This is a genomic window from Streptomyces sp. NPDC050448 (genome assembly GCF_040655295.1).
GTDB lineage: Bacteria > Actinomycetota > Actinomycetes > Streptomycetales > Streptomycetaceae > Streptomyces.
Window position 1 is genome coordinate 49,318 of sequence record NZ_JBFAJR010000007.1, and the last position, 16,007, is coordinate 65,324.

General features: G+C 71.7%; 9 protein-coding genes and 1 pseudogene. 3 read left to right on the plus strand and 7 right to left on the minus strand.

Annotated features, from left to right (window positions below; genetic code table 11):
* Nucleotides 1-96: 96 nt before the first annotated feature.
* Complete coding sequence (locus AB0I68_RS11385; RefSeq protein WP_363177004.1) at nucleotides 97-1,518, minus strand: MFS transporter; 1,422 nt, start codon at nucleotides 1,516-1,518, stop codon at nucleotides 97-99.
* Nucleotides 1,519-1,658: 140 nt separating this feature from the next.
* Here AB0I68_RS11385 and AB0I68_RS11390 point away from each other — a divergent pair, with 140 nt between their 5' ends.
* A complete protein-coding gene (locus AB0I68_RS11390; RefSeq protein ID WP_363177170.1) occupies nucleotides 1,659-2,480 on the plus strand; it encodes a helix-turn-helix transcriptional regulator in 822 nt (273 codons plus the stop codon).
* Between the two features lie 75 nt (nucleotides 2,481-2,555).
* Here the strand turns inward: AB0I68_RS11390 and AB0I68_RS11395 are convergent, their stop codons facing one another.
* Nucleotides 2,556-2,942 (minus strand): hypothetical protein, encoded by a 387-nt coding sequence (locus AB0I68_RS11395; protein WP_363177005.1) that lies wholly within the window; start codon nucleotides 2,940-2,942, stop codon nucleotides 2,556-2,558.
* A 408-nt stretch (nucleotides 2,943-3,350) separates the two neighbouring features.
* Here AB0I68_RS11395 and AB0I68_RS11400 point away from each other — a divergent pair, with 408 nt between their 5' ends.
* Together AB0I68_RS11400 and AB0I68_RS11405 are read left to right on the plus strand one after the other, a co-directional pair.
* Nucleotides 3,351-4,796, plus strand: coding sequence for a glyceraldehyde-3-phosphate dehydrogenase (locus AB0I68_RS11400; protein WP_363177006.1), 1,446 nt, complete (start codon nucleotides 3,351-3,353; stop codon nucleotides 4,794-4,796).
* A 128-nt stretch (nucleotides 4,797-4,924) separates the two neighbouring features.
* Entirely contained in the window at nucleotides 4,925-5,656 is a 732-nt protein-coding gene (locus tag AB0I68_RS11405) for a hypothetical protein (protein WP_363177007.1), read from the plus strand.
* A 539-nt stretch (nucleotides 5,657-6,195) separates the two neighbouring features.
* On the opposite strand, the gene AB0I68_RS11410 is transcribed toward AB0I68_RS11405, so the two are convergent.
* From AB0I68_RS11410 to AB0I68_RS11430, 5 genes and pseudogenes are all read right to left on the minus strand, one after another.
* Nucleotides 6,196-8,382, minus strand: a complete 2,187-nt coding sequence (locus AB0I68_RS11410) for a SpoIIE family protein phosphatase (protein ID WP_363177008.1) — start codon at nucleotides 8,380-8,382, stop codon at nucleotides 6,196-6,198.
* 136 nt (nucleotides 8,383-8,518) lie between these two features.
* Nucleotides 8,519-9,178 carry a sarcosine oxidase subunit gamma family protein gene (locus tag AB0I68_RS11415; RefSeq protein WP_363177009.1) on the minus strand — a complete coding sequence of 220 codons (660 nt, stop codon included), beginning with the start codon at nucleotides 9,176-9,178 and terminating at the stop codon, nucleotides 8,519-8,521.
* Nucleotides 9,171-12,271 (minus strand): annotated as a pseudogene (locus AB0I68_RS11420) (sarcosine oxidase subunit delta family protein). The gene AB0I68_RS11415 and the pseudogene AB0I68_RS11420 overlap by 8 nt, the downstream one beginning before the upstream one ends.
* 12 nt (nucleotides 12,272-12,283) lie before the next feature.
* The gene (locus AB0I68_RS11425; RefSeq protein WP_363177010.1) at nucleotides 12,284-13,516 is read right to left on the minus strand and encodes a sarcosine oxidase subunit beta family protein; all 1,233 of its coding nucleotides are present in this window, start codon (nucleotides 13,514-13,516) and stop codon (nucleotides 12,284-12,286) included.
* A complete protein-coding gene (locus tag AB0I68_RS11430; protein ID WP_363177011.1) occupies nucleotides 13,513-15,987 on the minus strand; it encodes an FAD-dependent oxidoreductase in 2,475 nt (824 codons plus the stop codon). The genes AB0I68_RS11425 and AB0I68_RS11430 overlap by 4 nt, the downstream gene beginning before the upstream one ends.
* Between the last annotated feature and the right edge of the window lie 20 nt (nucleotides 15,988-16,007).

A 16,007-nucleotide genomic window follows, 5' to 3' on the forward strand; every position in this document is an offset into this window, starting at 1 on the left:
CCGGATTGTCCAGACCGCGAAGTACTCCCGGTTCTCGTGCGCGCACGCCGGCAGCGCAGGCGCATGGTCGGCCCGGAGCCGCTCCGGCGATCCCGATCAGGCCTTCTTCGTACGGCCGCCCAGGCCCAGGCCCACCAGGACCGCCGCCGCGAGCACGATCGCCGTGTCGATCGCCAGGACCGTGCGTACCCCGTCGAAGAGCGAGGCCTGCGTGGTGGCCAGGACTCCGAGCAGGGGGATCCCGATGGTGATGCCGACCTGCTGCGTCGTGGTGACCAGGCCGGTCGCCAGACCCTGCTCCTCGTCGGGCACGCCGCTCGTCACGGTCAGCCCGTACGAGATGATCGCGCCGAGGTGGAACATGCTGGCCACCGAGACGGCGACGGTCGCCACCAGCGCGCCGGACTCGGCGCCCACGGCGAGCAGCGCCGCAGTGAAAACACCCTGTCCGAGCAGCGAGCCGACCAGTGTGCGGCAGGCGCCGAAACGGCCGATGACCTTCGGAGCGTACGAGCCGGCGAAGGCCGATGCGATGCCCTGGACGCCGAAGACCAGACCGGTCCGGAAGGACGACAGCTTCAGCGTCTCCTGGAGGTACAGGGTCAGGACGAAGACGACCGTCGACATCATCGCGAAGGTCACCAGGCCGCCGGCGTTGCCCCAGGCGACCGTGCGCCGCTTCAGCATCGGCAGCGAGACCAGCGGGGCCGGGCTCTTCGACTCCACCACGGCGAAGGCGACGAGCAGGGCCAGGCCGACGGCCAGGGTGCCCCAGACGTCCGTACCGCCGAAGCCGCGCTGGGCCGCCGTGGACAGGGAGTAGATCAGGGCGAGCAGTCCGCCGGTGACGGTGACGGCGCCCGGTACGTCCAGGCGCGGCCGGTCCGGGGTCCGCGACTCGGGCAGCAGTCCGGGGGCGAGGGCGAGCACGATCACCGCGGTGACAGCGAGCAGCCCCATCGTGGAGCGCCAGCCGAGGGTGTCGGTCATGACGCCGCCGAGGACCATGCCGATGGTGAAGCCGAGGGACAGCAGGGTTCCGGAGATGCCGATCGCCTTGGCGCGCAGCGGGCCCTCGGGAAACGTGGTGGTCAGCAGGGACATGCCGGTCGGCACGATGACCGCCGCGCCGAGGCCCTGCAGGGCGCGCCCGGCGAGGAAGGACGCCGGGTCCCAGGCCAGGGTGGCCAGCAGTGAGGCGGTACCGAAGAGCGTGAGGCCGATCAGGAACAGCTTCTTGCGTCCGTACAGGTCGGCGATCCGGCCGAAGAGGAGGAGGAAGCCGCCGGAGGGCAGCGTGAACGCGGTGACCGCCCATTGGAGGGCCGACCGGCTCAGGCCCAGGTCCTTGCCGAGGACGGGCAGGGCCACGTTCAGTACGGAGAAGTCGAGGGCCACCATGAACTGGGCGGCGCAGAGCACGAAGAGGACCAGCCTGGCCCGGCCGGTGAGCCGGTCGTTCCCGGGGGCGGCGGCCCGAGGGCCGAGGGTGGTTGTCGTCTGGGTATCGATCGCCATGGCCACTACCCTCGCGGCCCGGGAACGCCCGTGGAGAGTGGGAACTTATCCTGTTGGTGGCACCACCAGGCAGCCGACAGGGGGAGTTAGTGGCTACACCGATCGACAAGCACCGCCGTTCCGAACTGCGCGAGTTCCTGATGAGCAGGCGGGCGAGGATCACCCCCACGGAGGCCGGCCTGCCGGACGGCGGCGCCCGCCGCCGCACCCCGGGGCTGCGCCGGGAGGAGGTCGCCGTACTCGCCGGGGTCGGGGTGTCCTGGTACCAGTGGCTGGAGCAGGGCCGCGACATCACGGTGTCGCCGCAGGTCCTCGACTCGGTCGGCCGGGTCCTCAAGCTGACCAGCGCCGAGCGCCGGCACCTGTACGTGCTGGCGGGGCTCAACCCGCCCGCCCTCGAGGTGGCGCCGGCCGACCGGGACATGTGCCAGGGCCTGAAGCGGCTGATCGACGCGTGGATGCCGTTCCCCGCGCACATCATGGACGTGTACTGGAACACCGTGCTGTACAACGACGCGGCCGCGCTGGTGCTCGGCATGCGTCCGGAGATCGTGCAGAACTGTCTGATCGCGTTCTTCACCGACCCCATCTACAAGGCCCGTTCGACGCGCTGGGAGGAGATCGCCTGCTCGGTGGTCGCCCAGTACCGGGCAGCGTGCTCGGAGTGGCCCGAGGACGAGGGGTTCCGGGCCGTCGTCGAGGAGGCCAGGGAGGTCAGCCCGGAGTTCGCCGTGCTCTGGGACCAGCGGGACGTCCAGCCCGGCGGTCAGATGCAGAAGGAGATCGAGCACCCGGTCGTCGGCACGCTGTTCGTCGAATCGACCCAGCTGCGGGTGCCGGCCCGGCCCGACCTGTCGATCGTGCTGCACACCCCGGTGCCGTCCACCGACACGGCGGAGAAGCTGGAGTGGCTGACCTCGGCGGAGGGACGGCGGGGGAGCATGTACCCGATCGCCGGCTGAGCCGGGCGGGCCGCCCGGGCGTCCCGACCGGAGCCGCCGAAGCGGCTCTGGTGCGGGCCCGCCCGCAGCGGGCGGCTACCGCCCGCCGGACTCCATGCCGGCTATCTCTTCCTCCACCGCGCGGAGTTCTGCCTGACGGTCCATGAGGATCAGCTGCTCCCGGTAGTGGGTCAATGAGGTGACGAGAAGATCGGCTCGTCCGGGTTCCATCGCGCACATGCGCCGCGCGGCGGCGACGGATTCGGCGCGGAGGGCGAGCGCCGTCTCCGGCTGGTGCGCGAACTCCTGACGGCTGTAATCGCCCAGGGCGAGCGACAGTCGGGGCAGATAGGCCAGCGGGTTCACCTGGACCAGCACACGGTAGGCCGCGACCTGCTCCCGGACCGGCAGCTCTGCCGACCCGAGGAGGGCCACTCGTGCTCGAAGGACTGCGTCGTGACCGATGTTCGCCGAGTGAGTCATGACGGTGATTCTCAAAGCCGCACAGGTGCCCAAACAAGGGCATTCGGCTGTGCCGTTCGTCCTACGAAAACACCGTCTGACCTGTCATGATGGGTACGTCTTCACCCCTGCGCCCCCGGACGGCCCGTCGGCCGTCGCGATGCTCGTCGAACGCTCGCGGGCGCATCCCCCACAGCGGTCCCCCGGGATGCCGTGATGCCGTGATGCCCGCCGAGGGGCCGCCGAGGCGGATGTGCGGATGAGTCCGAGTCGTGTTCCTCCAGATCGACCTCCCGGTGGGGTTCGCCGCACGCGCGCAGGGCAAACCGTACAAAATACCCACAAAAGCCTGCTCGGGCCGTACCGCTTGAGTGGTCAAAGTGGTGGGGGGTTACCATGTGAGCGCCGCCTAGCTCGAAAGATAAACCTGTGACTGTCAATGACGACTCGTTCACCAACTGGAAGAACCGCGAGGAGATCGCGGAGTCGATGATCCCGATCATCGGGAAGCTGCACCGGGAGCAGGACGTCACGGTCCTGCTTCACAGCCGCTCCTTGGTGAACAAGTCGGTGGTCAGCATCCTGAAGACCCACCGATTCGCCCGGCAGATCGACGGTGAGGAGCTCTCGGTCACCGAGACGCTGCCGTTCCTGCAGGCGCTCACCACCCTCGATCTCGGCCCGTCGCAGATCGACATCGGCATGCTCGCCGCGACGTACAAGAGCGACGACCGCGGTCTGTCGGTCGAGCAGTTCACCGCCGAGGCCGTCGCCGGTGCCACCGGTGCGAACAAGATCGAGCGCGGCGACGGCCGCGACGTCGTCCTGTACGGCTTCGGCCGCATCGGCCGCCTCGTCGCCCGCCTGCTCATCGAGAAGGCCGGCTCCGGCAACGGCCTGCGCCTGCGCGCCATCGTCGTCCGCCAGGGCGGTGACCAGGACATCGTCAAGCGCGCCTCCCTGCTGCGCCGCGACTCCATCCACGGCCAGTTCCAGGGCACCATCACCGTGGACGAGGCGACGAACACGATCATCGCCAACGGCAACGCGATCAAGGTGATCTACGCGAACGACCCGTCCGAGGTCGACTACACCGCGTACGGCATCAAGGACGCCATCCTCATCGACAACACGGGCAAGTGGCGTGACCGCGAGGGTCTGTCCAAGCACCTGCGCCCGGGCATCGACAAGGTCGTCCTGACCGCCCCGGGCAAGGGCGACGTCCCGAACATCGTCCACGGCGTCAACCACGACACGATCAAGCCGGACGAGCAGATCCTGTCCTGCGCCTCCTGCACCACCAACGCGATCGTCCCGCCGCTGAAGGCCATGGACGACGAGTACGGCGTGCTGCGCGGCCACGTGGAGACCGTCCACTCGTTCACGAACGACCAGAACCTGCTGGACAACTACCACAAGGCCGACCGTCGCGGCCGCAGCGCGCCGCTCAACATGGTCATCACCGAGACCGGTGCCGCGTCCGCCGTCGCCAAGGCGCTGCCCGACCTCAAGGCGCCGATCACCGGCAGCTCGATCCGCGTCCCCGTCCCGGACGTCTCGATCGCCATCCTGAGCCTGCGCCTGGGCCGTGAGACCACCCGCGAGGAAGTCCTCGACTACCTCCGCGACGTCTCGCTGCACTCGCCGCTCAAGCGCCAGATCGACTTCACCACCGCCCCCGACGCCGTCTCCATGGACTTCGTCGGCTCGCGCCACGCCTCGATCATCGACGCCGGCGCCACCAAGGTCGACGGCGACAACGCGATCCTCTACCTCTGGTACGACAACGAGTTCGGCTACTCGTGCCAGGTCATCCGGGTCGTCCAGCACGTCTCCGGCGTCGAGTACCCGACGTACCCCGCCCCGGCGGTCTGATCTCGTCGCACTCACGGCCCGTTCCACCGCCCACCACGGGCGGCGGAACGGGCCGCGCGCGTTTGCGGGGAGAGGCCGGCGCGGAAACTCGGGTGTGCGCTGGACTGATGTGCTGTTAAGTTCCCCGTGTGCCGAAGTTGAATCAGATCATCGCAGTGGAGAAGGGCGTCAAGTCCAAGTCTCTCCAGGAGCTGACCCAAGCCCATCAGGACGTCCAGAAGCCGGCGTTGCTCGCCGGTATCTCACGGACGTACCAGCCCAAGGACGAGGAGGGCGAGCAACTGCCGCCCGAGTCCACGCGGGTGCAGGTCAAGGCGGAGGACGTGCTGCGCGCGACGGCGGGGACGCTGACGCGGCTGTTCGACGTGACGGCGACGAAGGACTGGGCGAACCGCACGGCGGCCGCGGACGTCGTCGTCGACGGAACGGTCCTGCTGCCCCAGGTCCCGGTCCCGTACCTGCTGTTCCTCGAGAAGCAGCTCACCGACCTGCACACGTTCGTACGCAAGCTCCCCGTCCTGGACGCGTCGGAGGCGTGGAACGTCGACCCCTCGACGGACTCGTGGAAGACCGACCCGGTCCGCACGATCCGCACCAAGAAGGTGCCGCGCAACCACGTGAAGGCCGAGGCCACGGAGAAGCACCCGGCCCAGGTCGAGGTCTACTACGAGGACGTCCCGGTCGGTTACTGGACGACGGTGAAGTTCTCCGGCGCGCTGCCGGCCCGCCGGGTCAACGAGCTCCTCGACCGGGTCGAAAAGCTCCAGCAGGCCGTCAAGTTCGCCCGTGAGGAAGCCAACGGCACCGAGGTCACCGACCAGCGCGTCGGGGATGCGGTGTTCGGCTACCTGTTCCGGTAGCCTCAAGATCGCCCCCTGTGCGAGCGGGGGGGTGCGCGCGAAGCGCAAAGCTGAAACTGATGTTGAAGCTGACCAAGGGGTGTCAGTTGGGGGTTCAAATCCCTCCCCCGGCACACGAGCCGGGGTGGCCCAAGCCTGGCAGAGGCGGCCCCGTGAAACTCAGATTCTCGCTCCAGTCTCAGCATTCGCCGCCGAACGCCGGATCGACCGAGCGCGGACGATCATCGATGGATGGGGGTTCAAGTCCCCTCTGCGCCTCTCTCGTGGCGCGGTAGTTCAAAGGCAGAACACATCGATCTCAGAATGATCCGCGACTCTTAAACGCCGCCGGTGTGCGCAATTGGGTGGCAAACTGGAGCCCGGGAGCTGGATATGCTCCCGGGCTCCGTCACGTTCCGTGCCCCGCGCAGACGCCGGTCCCTCGATGGACGGCATCGCGACGCCTCCGCGCGCGACGTCCCCTGCGCGGACACGCCCTTCTCCACCGCGCCCTGGCTCCACGCGGCCCGCCACTGCCTCACGTACGGCTGCCCGGTGGTCTACGGCTGAGCTCCGGAGTGGCTCTGGGAGCGCAGGAGGAGGAGGGCGATGTCGTCGGTGCGCGGAGCGCCGCTTCGGGCGTGGTCGATGAGATCGTCCGCCAGATCGCCCAGGAGGCGGTCTTCAGGGGTCCCGGTGATGCGCGCGGCGACCGCGGCGATGGCTTCCTCGAGGTCTTCGCCGGGGACCTCGACCAGGCCGTCGGTGTAGAGGGCGAGGAGGGTGGCGGGGGTGAAGGTGATCTCGACGGCCGTGTACGAGGCGTCGGGGTCGATGCCCAGCAGCAGGCCGGGGGGCAGGTGGAGCATCTCCGTCGGGCCGTCGGCGTGGCGCAGCAGGGGTGGCGGGTGGCCGGCGGTGGCCAGGTGGGCGGTCCGGGCTGCGAGGTCGATGTGGGCGTAAAGGCAGCTGGTGAACAGTCCGGGTTCGAGGTCGGTCAGGAGCCGGTTGGTGCGGGCGAGGACTTCTGCGGGGGGTGCGCCGGCGGTGGCGTGGACGGCCGCGCGGACCTGGCCCATGAGGGCGGCGGCGTTCACGTTGTGGCCTTGGACGTCGCCGATGGCGGCCGCGACGGTGGTGTCGTCGATCCGGATGAGGTCGTAGAAGTCACCGCCGATCTCGAGGCCGTACGCCGCTGCGAGGTAGCGGGCGGCCACTTCGAGGTGCGGGATGCGCGGCAGGGCGTGGGGCAGCAGGCCGGTCTGCAGGCTGCGGGCGAGCTGGTGGGTGGAGTCGTAGATGCGGGCGCGGTCCAGGGCCTGGGCGATGAGCCCGGCGATGGAGGTCAGGACCGCCCGCTCGCCGGGGGCGAAGGTGCGGGGGCGGGCGTAGGCGAGGACGAGGGTGCCGATGGGGCGGCTGGACGCGATCAGGGGCAGGAAGGCCCACGCACTCATGCCGTCGAGGATCTGGACGGCCGGGAAGTCGGCCAGGAGCTCGTTCGCGTCGCCGAAGAACAGGGGTTTGCCCGTACTCAGGCCGTGGGTGGTGGCGGTATCGGTGCTGAGGGGGATTCCGTCGAAGTGGGCCATGAGTTCGGCCGTGTAGCCGCGGTAACCGACGATGCGCAGGCGCTGCTCCTCCGCGATCAGGAGGGCCATGGCCTGGGCTCCGAGCGCGGGGACGAGCTGGTCGGCGGCCTGATCGACCACGTCCTGGGCGTGGGCGGCCTCGGTGAGGGTGGCTGCCAGGTGCATGAGCTGGTAGAGGGCGGTGGCCCGGCTGGGCGACGGCTCCTCGGGGGCGGCGGTGGCGGGCGGCGGGACGGGCTCGTCGGTGACCGCGGTGATGCGGACGCTGATCCCGGTGTCGTCCGGGAAGAGGTCGAAGCGCACGTACCGGCCGGTCGGGGCCGCCGCGGTGAAGCTCCGGGGCAGCCGGCTGATCGCCGTGGCCCGGTAGTGGTCCTCGATGGTGGGGGTGTCCATCCAGGGAAGGGCCTCCCAGGGCAGGGCTCCGAGCAGCCGGGAGACGGGTGCGCCGAGCAGCTCGGCCGCCTCGGGGGTGATGAAGGTGATCGTGCCGTTCAGATCGAGTGCGCAGTTGCCTCCGGGCAGCCGGCGGATGAAGGCCATGGCGACGGCCGCCTCGACCGGTCCGGGTGTGGGAGGGGGAAGGGGCCGCAGGATGACCGGGTGCGCCGGCGGATGGATCGGGCGGCCGTCGTCGGCGGCCTGTCGCAGGATGTGTGCGAGTCGGATGCAGGCCGACTCCACGCTGTGACGTTCCCGGTCGGTCAGGTGGGGCTCGTGCGAGCCGGGCCACAGGAGGACGAGACCGGCCCCCGTGGGCCCGGCCCGGTCGCAGGCGTGTGCGGCGAGCGGGGCGGCGGCCAGGGCGAAGTCGTACGGCAGGACGATGCCGACGCGCGGGTAGCGGCGGGCCGTCTCCTGCATGCCGCCCAGCCAGACGAGCCTGCTCTCACGGACCGCGTCGGCCACCGGAATGGGGTCGTCCAGGCCGACGCGGGACCAGGGCAGCGCGAACTCGCGGGACAGCCCGCAGACCGTGGCCAGATGCAGGACGCGCCGGGCGGGGTCGGGCAGGTAGAGCATGCCGATGGACGCCCGAGTCTCACTGCAGGCCTCGAGCAGCGCCTCCCCCAGTGCCCGCCGGCCGGGCTCCTCGGCCCGCTCGGCAGCCGCGTCCCCCGCGGCCCCCTGGTCACGCCCTGGAAGGTTTCGCACCCGACCATGTTCCCTCCACACCCTCCCGCACGTCTGCACCCGCCGCCCCGGGCGAGCCCGCGACCGGGTCGCCACGGGTGACCGCAGCGTGCCGGGCTGTCACGGCCGTCGGCTCGGGTTCCCCCGGGGCCGGTGGTCAGGACCGGGTCGGGTCCGTTGCTCCCCGGGTGTACTCGGATGCGGCGTCTGCTCCCCGGGTGTACTCGGATGCGGCGTCGAGGAGCCAGTCGGCGAGGTAGCCGGCGAACGAGGAGCGCACCAGGACCCGGAATCCCGGCCTGTGTCCGTCGCGCGGGACCAGCACCACCTGGGCCCGGGCCAGTGTGGTCTGGGCGCAGCGGCCGGCGCCGAAGGAGCGGGGATGCAGATCGAGGGAACAGCCGTGGGCGAGGAGTTCGGCGGCCCGGGCCCCGCCGACGAGCAGGGTGGTGCGCTGCGCCGAGACGTCGACGACTGCCGCGTGCCGGTCGCCGACGGCCTCGCGCAGCCGGGCTTCTAGGTGCGTCCGGGTTCCGGCCGGGCCGACGACGAGCCATTCGTCCGGGCCCAGCCACAGCGCCGCGAGCTCGCCGCCGCGCGCGACGGTGCCGGGCTCCAGCGGCAGCGGGAAGCCGAGCGCGAGTCCGGCGGCGTCCGCGGCCGGGCCCTTGGGGTCGAGCCGCACGTCGACCTGGGCGAGGAAGGGGAGTTCCGCCAGGCGCAGTGCCCCGCCCGAGGCCCGGGTGGCGGCGGCGAAGCGTTCGGCGTACTGCGCCAGCGGGCTCGGCCCGGCTCGACGGGCGGCGGTGTCAGCCATCGCGGCGGGCCCCCTCGGGGTCGTAGAGAACGGGACCGGTGACCGTGACCGGGACGAGGCCGCCGGCCACCGGTGCGTACAGCCGGTCCCCGATGCGGTCCCGGCCGCCCTTGACGAGGGCGAGTGCGAACGTCCGGCCGAGCGCCGCGCTGCGGTAGCTGGAGGTGACGTGTCCGAGCATCGGCACCGGAGGTTCGGGGAGCGGGGCGGCGGCGACGAGTTGGGTGCCTTCGGGCAGCAGGGTGCCGGGGTCGTCGGGCAGCAGCCCGACGAGGTGCTTGCGGTCGGGCCGGGCGGTGTCCGTCCGCGCGTGCGAGCGCTTGCCGATGAAGTCGGGCTTCTTCCGGGACACGACCCAGCTCATGCCGAGGTCCTGCGGGGTCACGGTGCCGTCGGTGTCCTGGCCGACGATCGGATAGCCCTTCTCGGCGCGCAGGACGTGCATGGTCTCGGTGCCGTACGGGGTGATGCCGAGGGGGCGGCCCGCCTCGTACAGCGACTCCCACAGCTCGGGGGCTTCCCACGGCAGTACGTTGATCTCGTACGCCAGCTCGCCGGAGAAGCTGATCCGGCACACGCGGGCCGGGATTCCCGCGACGGCCGTGTCCCGCCAGGCCATGAACGGGAAGTCGGCGGCGTCCACGGCGAGCCGGGGGGCGAGGCCGCGCAGGACGTCCCGGGAGCGGGGCCCGACGAGGGCGACGGTGGCCCACTGCTCGGTGACCGAGGTGCAGTGCACGCGCAGTTCGGGCCACTCCGTCTGGAGCCACTCCTCCATCCAGTCCAGTACGGCCGCGGCGTTGCCCGTCGTGGTGGTGACGAGGTAGCGGTCGTCGGCGAGGCGGATCGCGGTGCCGTCGTCGAAGACCATGCCGTCCGGGCGGCACATGACGCCGTAGCGGATCATGCCGGCCTTCAGGCTGCTCATCACGTTGGTGTAGAGCCGGTCCAGGAAGACTCCGGCGTCCGGCCCCTGTACGTCGATCTTGCCGAGGGTGGAGGCGTCCATGAAGGCGACGCCCTCGCGGGCGGCGCGGCATTCGCGCAGCACCGCCGCCGCCTTGTCCTCGCCGGCCCGGGGGTAGTACCAGGGCCGTTTCCACTGGCCGACGTTCTCGAACTCGGCCCCGTGCGCGACGTGCCAGTCGTGCAGCGCGGTCACGCGTACGGGGTCGTGCAGCGGGCCGCGGTCGCGGCCGGCGAGCGCGGCGAAGGAGACGGGGGCGTACGGGGCGCGGAAGGTCGTCGTGCCCAGCTCGCCGACGTCGATGCCCAGCAGGTGCGCGACGACTCCGCTCGCGAGCACGCCGGAGGTCTTGCCCTGGTCGTTCGCGGTGCCCGCCGTGGTGTAGCGCTTGAGGTGTTCCGCCGAGCGCAGGCCCGCGCCCGTCGCGCGGGCGAGGTCGTCGACGGTGACATCGCGCTGGAGGTCGACGAAGCAGCGGGCGGTGTCCGCCCCGGGGACCACCCACAGGTGCCGGGCGGGTGTCCGGTGCTGTTCGGCGACGGACGGGAGCGGGAGCGCTTCGTGGGCGGCGAAGCCCTCGGCTTCGAGTGCCCGGACTCCCGCGGCCCGGCCGTCGGCCAGGCAGCGGGCGAGGTCGAACTCACCGCGTGCGGAGCCTGCGGCCTCCACCGCCTGGCGGCAGCCGTCGGGTACGAACGTCCCGAGCGCCGGGTCGTGGCGCAGGCGGCCGCCGGCCTGGCTGAACAGGTGGACGACCGGGTTCCAGCCGCCGGAGACGAGCAGGAGGTCGGCGGGGATCTCGCGGGCGGCGGAGCCTTCCCCGAGCGCGGACACGGTCACCGAGGAGATCCGGGGTGCGCCTGCCGTGCCCGTCACCGCTTGCCCGGCGAGCACCTCGATGCCGGCCTGCGCGGCCCGGCCCGCCCACTCCCCCGGCTCGGACCGGGCGTCGACGACCGCCGCGATGTCCACACCGGCCGCGGCCAGGTCGAGTGCCGCCTCGTACGCGCTGTCGTTCGTGGTGAACACGACCGCGCGGCGGCCCGGGACGACGCCGAACCGGTGGAGGTACGTACGAGCGGCCCCGGCGAGCATCACGCCGGGGCGGTCGTTGTCGGCGAAGGCGAGCGAGCGTTCGTGCGCGCCGGTCGCGAGGACGACCCGGCGCGCCCGGATCCGCCACACCCGCTCGCGGGAGACGTGCGCGGGGGCCTGCGCGCCGAGGTGGTGGGTGCGGCGTTCCACGGCGAGCACGTGGTTGTCGTCGTAGTGGCCGAAGACGGTGGTCCGGAGCAGCACCCGGACCTCGGGCGCCGTGTCGAGCTCCGCGCCCGCCGCGACGGCCCACTGCGACAGCTCGCCCGTGCCGAGCAGGCTGCCGCCCGGCTCGGGGCGGTCGTCGGCGAGGATCACGCGCGCCCCGCTGCGGGCGGCCGCCGTCGCCGCGGCGAGGCCGGCCGGGCCGGCGCCGACGACCAGCAGGTCGCAGTGGGCGTGCAGGGCGTCGTAACGGGCGGGGTCGGGTGTGGTGGCGAGCCGGCCCTGGCCGGGGAGGCTGCGCGCGACGAGCCCGTCGTACAGCTCGATGGTGGTGGCGGGCAGCATCGGTTCGGGGAAGGGCGCCTCGATCTGTACGACGGCGTTCGGCTCCTCGGCTCCGGCGGTGAAGATCCCGCGCGGGCGGCCGAGTCTGACGCTGCTGCCGGTTTCGTGGACGCCGTGCGCGAGCAGCGCCGAGGCGAGGGTGTCGCCCCGGTAGCCCTGGTAGTCGACGCCGTCGAAGCGGAAGCGGAGCGGCTGGTCCCGCCGGATGCGGCCCCGGTCGGGCAGGCGGAAGGCGTGTGCCGTCATGAGGTCACCGGCCTCGGCTCGCCGGTCCGGTGGACGGAGAGGATCTCGTTGGTCGCGGTGTCCCGGACGGCGTTGAACCAGCGGCGGCAGCCGTCCGCGTGGCTCCACCGCTCGGCGAAGGGGCCCTTGGGGTTGTCGCGGAAGAAGAGGTAGCGGGCCCATGCCTCGTCGCTCAGGGCCGCGGGGTCCGCGGGGTAGGGCACGTGCGCCTGGCCTCCGTAGTGGAACTCGGCCTCGTCGCGAGGTCCGCACCAGGGACAGGGGATGAGCAGCATCGTCTCGGCTCCTCAGTGGGCCACCGCGGCCGCGCCGTGCTCGTCGACGAGCGCGCCGGTGGTGAAGCGTTCGAGCGTGAAGGGGGCGTTGAGCGGGTGGGGGGCGTCGTGGGCGACGGTGTGCGCGAAGGCCCAGCCGACTCCCGGTGTGGCCTTGAAACCGCCGGTGCCCCAGCCGCAGTTGAGGTAGAGGTGCTCCACGGGGGTGAGTCCGGTGATCGGTGACGCGTCGGGGCTGACGTCGACGATTCCGCCCCAGGTGCGCAGGACGTGCGCGCGGGCGAAGACGGGGAAGAGCTCGAGGGCGGCCGCCATCTGGCGTTCGATGATGTGGAACGCGCCGCGCTGCGTGTACGCGTTGTACGCGTCGATACCGGCGCCCATGACCAGCTCGCCCTTGTGGGCCTGGCTGACGTACACGTGCACCGCGTTGGACATGACCACGGTGGGGTGTACGGGCTCCAGCAGCTCGGAGACCAGCGCTTGCAGGGGGTGGCTCTGGAGGGGTACCTCGAAGCCGGCCATCGCGGCGAGAACGGAGGAGTGGCCGGCCGCGCAGAGGGCGACGCGGCCGGCGGCGATCGGGCCCAGCGAGGTCTGCACCCCGGTGACCCGGCCGCCCTGCACGTCGATGCCCGTGACCTCGCAGTTCTGGATGAGGTCGATGCCGGCGGCGTCGGCCGCGCGGGCGAGACCCCAGGCGACGTGGTCGTGCTTGGCGATGCCCGCGCGCGGCTGGTAGGTGGCGCCCATGACCGGGTACCGCACGTCCGGCGAGGTGTCGACGATCGGGCAGACCTCCTTGACCTGCGCGGGGTCGAGCCATTCGGCGTCCACGCCGTTCAACCGGTTGGCCTCGACGCGGCGCACGCTGTCCCGTACGTCCTGGAGGGTGTGCGCCAGGTTCAGCACGCCGCGCTGGGAGAACAGGAGGGGGTAGTCGAGCTCCTCCTCCAGCCCTTCCCACAACTTGAGCGCGTGCTCGTAGATGCCGGCGCTCTCGTCCCAGAGGTAGTTGGAGCGGATGATGGTGGTGTTGCGGGCCATGTTGCCGCCGGCGAGCCAGCCGCGTTCGAGGACGGCGACGTCGGTGATGCCGTGGTTCTTCGCCAGGTAGTGGGCGGTGGCGAGGCCGTGTCCGCCGCCGCCCACGATGACCACGTCGTAGCTGCGCCTGGGCTCGGGCGTGCGCCACAGCCACGCGGGGTGCTCGGGCAGGTCGGCGCCCGGCGTCCGGGGGCTCATCGGGCGTCTCCCGACGGGCCGCGCAGGCGCCGCATCGCCGGGTCGAACAGCGGCTCGGCGGCGACGACGGCCGCGATGCGCCGGTCGAAGTAGCCGATGTCCAGGGCACGGCCCGGTGTGGAGAGTTCCGCGGGCAGCCAGGCGTAGGCGATGCCCTTGCCGATCGTGTATCCGTAAGCGGCGCTGGTGACGTGGCCGACCGGCCGGCCGCCGTCGTACACGGGCTCCTTGCCCATGACCACGGCGGCCGGGTCGTCGATGGTCAGGCAGGTGAGGCGGCGCCGTACGTCGGCGGCGCGCCGCTCCAGTGCGGCCCGGCCGATGAAATCGCCCTTGCCCCGCTTCACGGCGAAGCCGAGGCCGGCCTCGTACGGGTCGTGTTCGTGACTCATGTCCGTGCCGAAGGCGCGGTAGCCCTTCTCCAGGCGCAGGCTGTTGAAGGCGCCCCGGCCGGCCGCGATGCCGCCGTACGGCTGTGCGGCCTCCCAGAGGGTGTCCCACAGCTTCAGCCCCAGGTCGGCGGTCGTGTACAGCTCCCAGCCGAGCTCGCCCACGTAGCTGAGGCGCATCGCGGTGACGGGGACGGCCCCGATGTGGGCGCTCCGGGCCCGGAAGTAGCGCAGGCCCTCGTCGGAGAAGTCGGCGTCGGTGAGCGGCTGGAGCACCTCGCGCGCCTTCGGCCCCCACAGGCCGATGCAGCAGGTGCCCGCGGTGATGTCCCGTACGGTCACGGAGCCTTCGTCGGGGAGGTGGCGGGTGAACCAGTCGAGGTCGAGGTTGCCGTTGGCCCCGACCTGGAAGCGGTTCCGGGCGAGCCGCGCCACCGTGATGTCGCTGCGGATGCCGCCGGCCTCGTCGAGCATCAGCGTGTACGTCACCGAGCCGACGGACTTGTCCACGTCGGAGGTGGTCAGGCGCTGGAGGAAGGCTGCGGCTCCGCGGCCCGAGACCTCCAGGCGTTTCAGGGCCGACATGTCGTACAGGGCGACGCTCTCCCGGGTGGCCAGGGCTTCGGCGCCCACGATCGGCGACCACATCCGTGCGGCCCAGTCATTGGGGACCGGGATGTCCCACCGGTCCAGGAGGGGCTCGTTGGCGGCGTACCACTGGGGCCGTTCCCAGCCGGAGGCCTCCAGGAAGAAGGCTCCGAGCTCGCGTTCGCGGACGTGGAACGGGCTGGTGCGCAGCGGACGGGGCGCCCCGGCGGGCTCGAGCGGGTGGAGGATGTCGTAGACCTCGGCGAAGTTCTGGCAGTCGCGGGCGAGGACGTACGCGGGGGCGAGCTGGTGCGGCTCGAAGCGGTTGACATCGCATGCGTGCAGGTCGAAGGAGGAGCAGTGGCCGTCCACGAGCCATTCGGCCATGGCGCGGCCGACTCCGGCGGAATGGGTGACCCAGACGGCCTCGGCGACCCAGAAGCCCTTGACGTCGGGTGATTCGCCGAGCAGGGGCATGCCGTCGGTGGTGAAGGAGAAGAGCCCGTTGATGCCCTCCTCGACCTTGGCGTCGCGTGTCGCGGGCAGCAGCGACTGGGTCTCGGTCCACGCGTCGGCGAAGTCGTCGGCCGTGAACCGCAGTACGGAGGGCATCTGATCGGAGGAGTCCGGCCGGGCGATGTCGTCGGCGGAGACCGGCATCGGGCGGTGGCCGTAGAAACCGATGCCGAGCCGGTCGAAGCGGTCGCGGTAGTAGAGGTCGGCGTCCTGGTGGCGCAGGATGGGGCGGACCGCTTCCTCGGTCTGCCCGGCGAGTGCGGGGACGGGGCCCGTCCATGCGAGCTGGTGGGCGAGGGGGGTCAGCGGCAGGCTCATCCCGGCCATGCGCGCGACCTTGGGGCCCCAGATGCCGGCGCAGCACACGACGATGTCGGCGGGGATCTCGCCGCGGTCCGTGACCACGGCGGTGACGCGGTCGCCGCCGGTGGTGTCGTCGGTTTCGGTACGGATGTCCAGGACCTCGTGGCGGTCGAGGAAGCGTACGCCCCTGGCCCGGGCGGCCCGGATCTGCGCCTCCACGGCGAGCACGGCCTTGGCCAGGCCGTCGGTGGGGACCAGCAGTCCGCCGAGCACCCGTTCGCGGTTCACCAGGGGGTGCAAGGCCACGCATGCGTCCGGGTCCACGAGCCGGCCCTCGACGCCCCAGGACGTGAGCCAGCCGTGCCGGCGCCTCAGGTCGGTGAGGCGCTCCGGGGTGGTGGCCACTTCGAGGCCGCCGACCTGGAGGAAGCACGGCTGCCCGTCGACGTCGAGGGCGCAGAGCTTCTCGACGGTGTAGCGGGCCAGTTCGGTCATGGTCTTCGACGGGTTGGCCTGGAACACGAGGCCCGGGGCGTGGGACGAGGAGCCGCCGGTGGCGGGGAGCGGACCCTGGTCGACGACGGTGACCTCGGTCCAGCCGCGGGAGGACAGTTCGTCCGACAGCGCTGCGCCCACGACACCCGCTCCGATGATGACCACGCGCGGTCCCGCCATCTCCGCCCCTCCGATTCGAA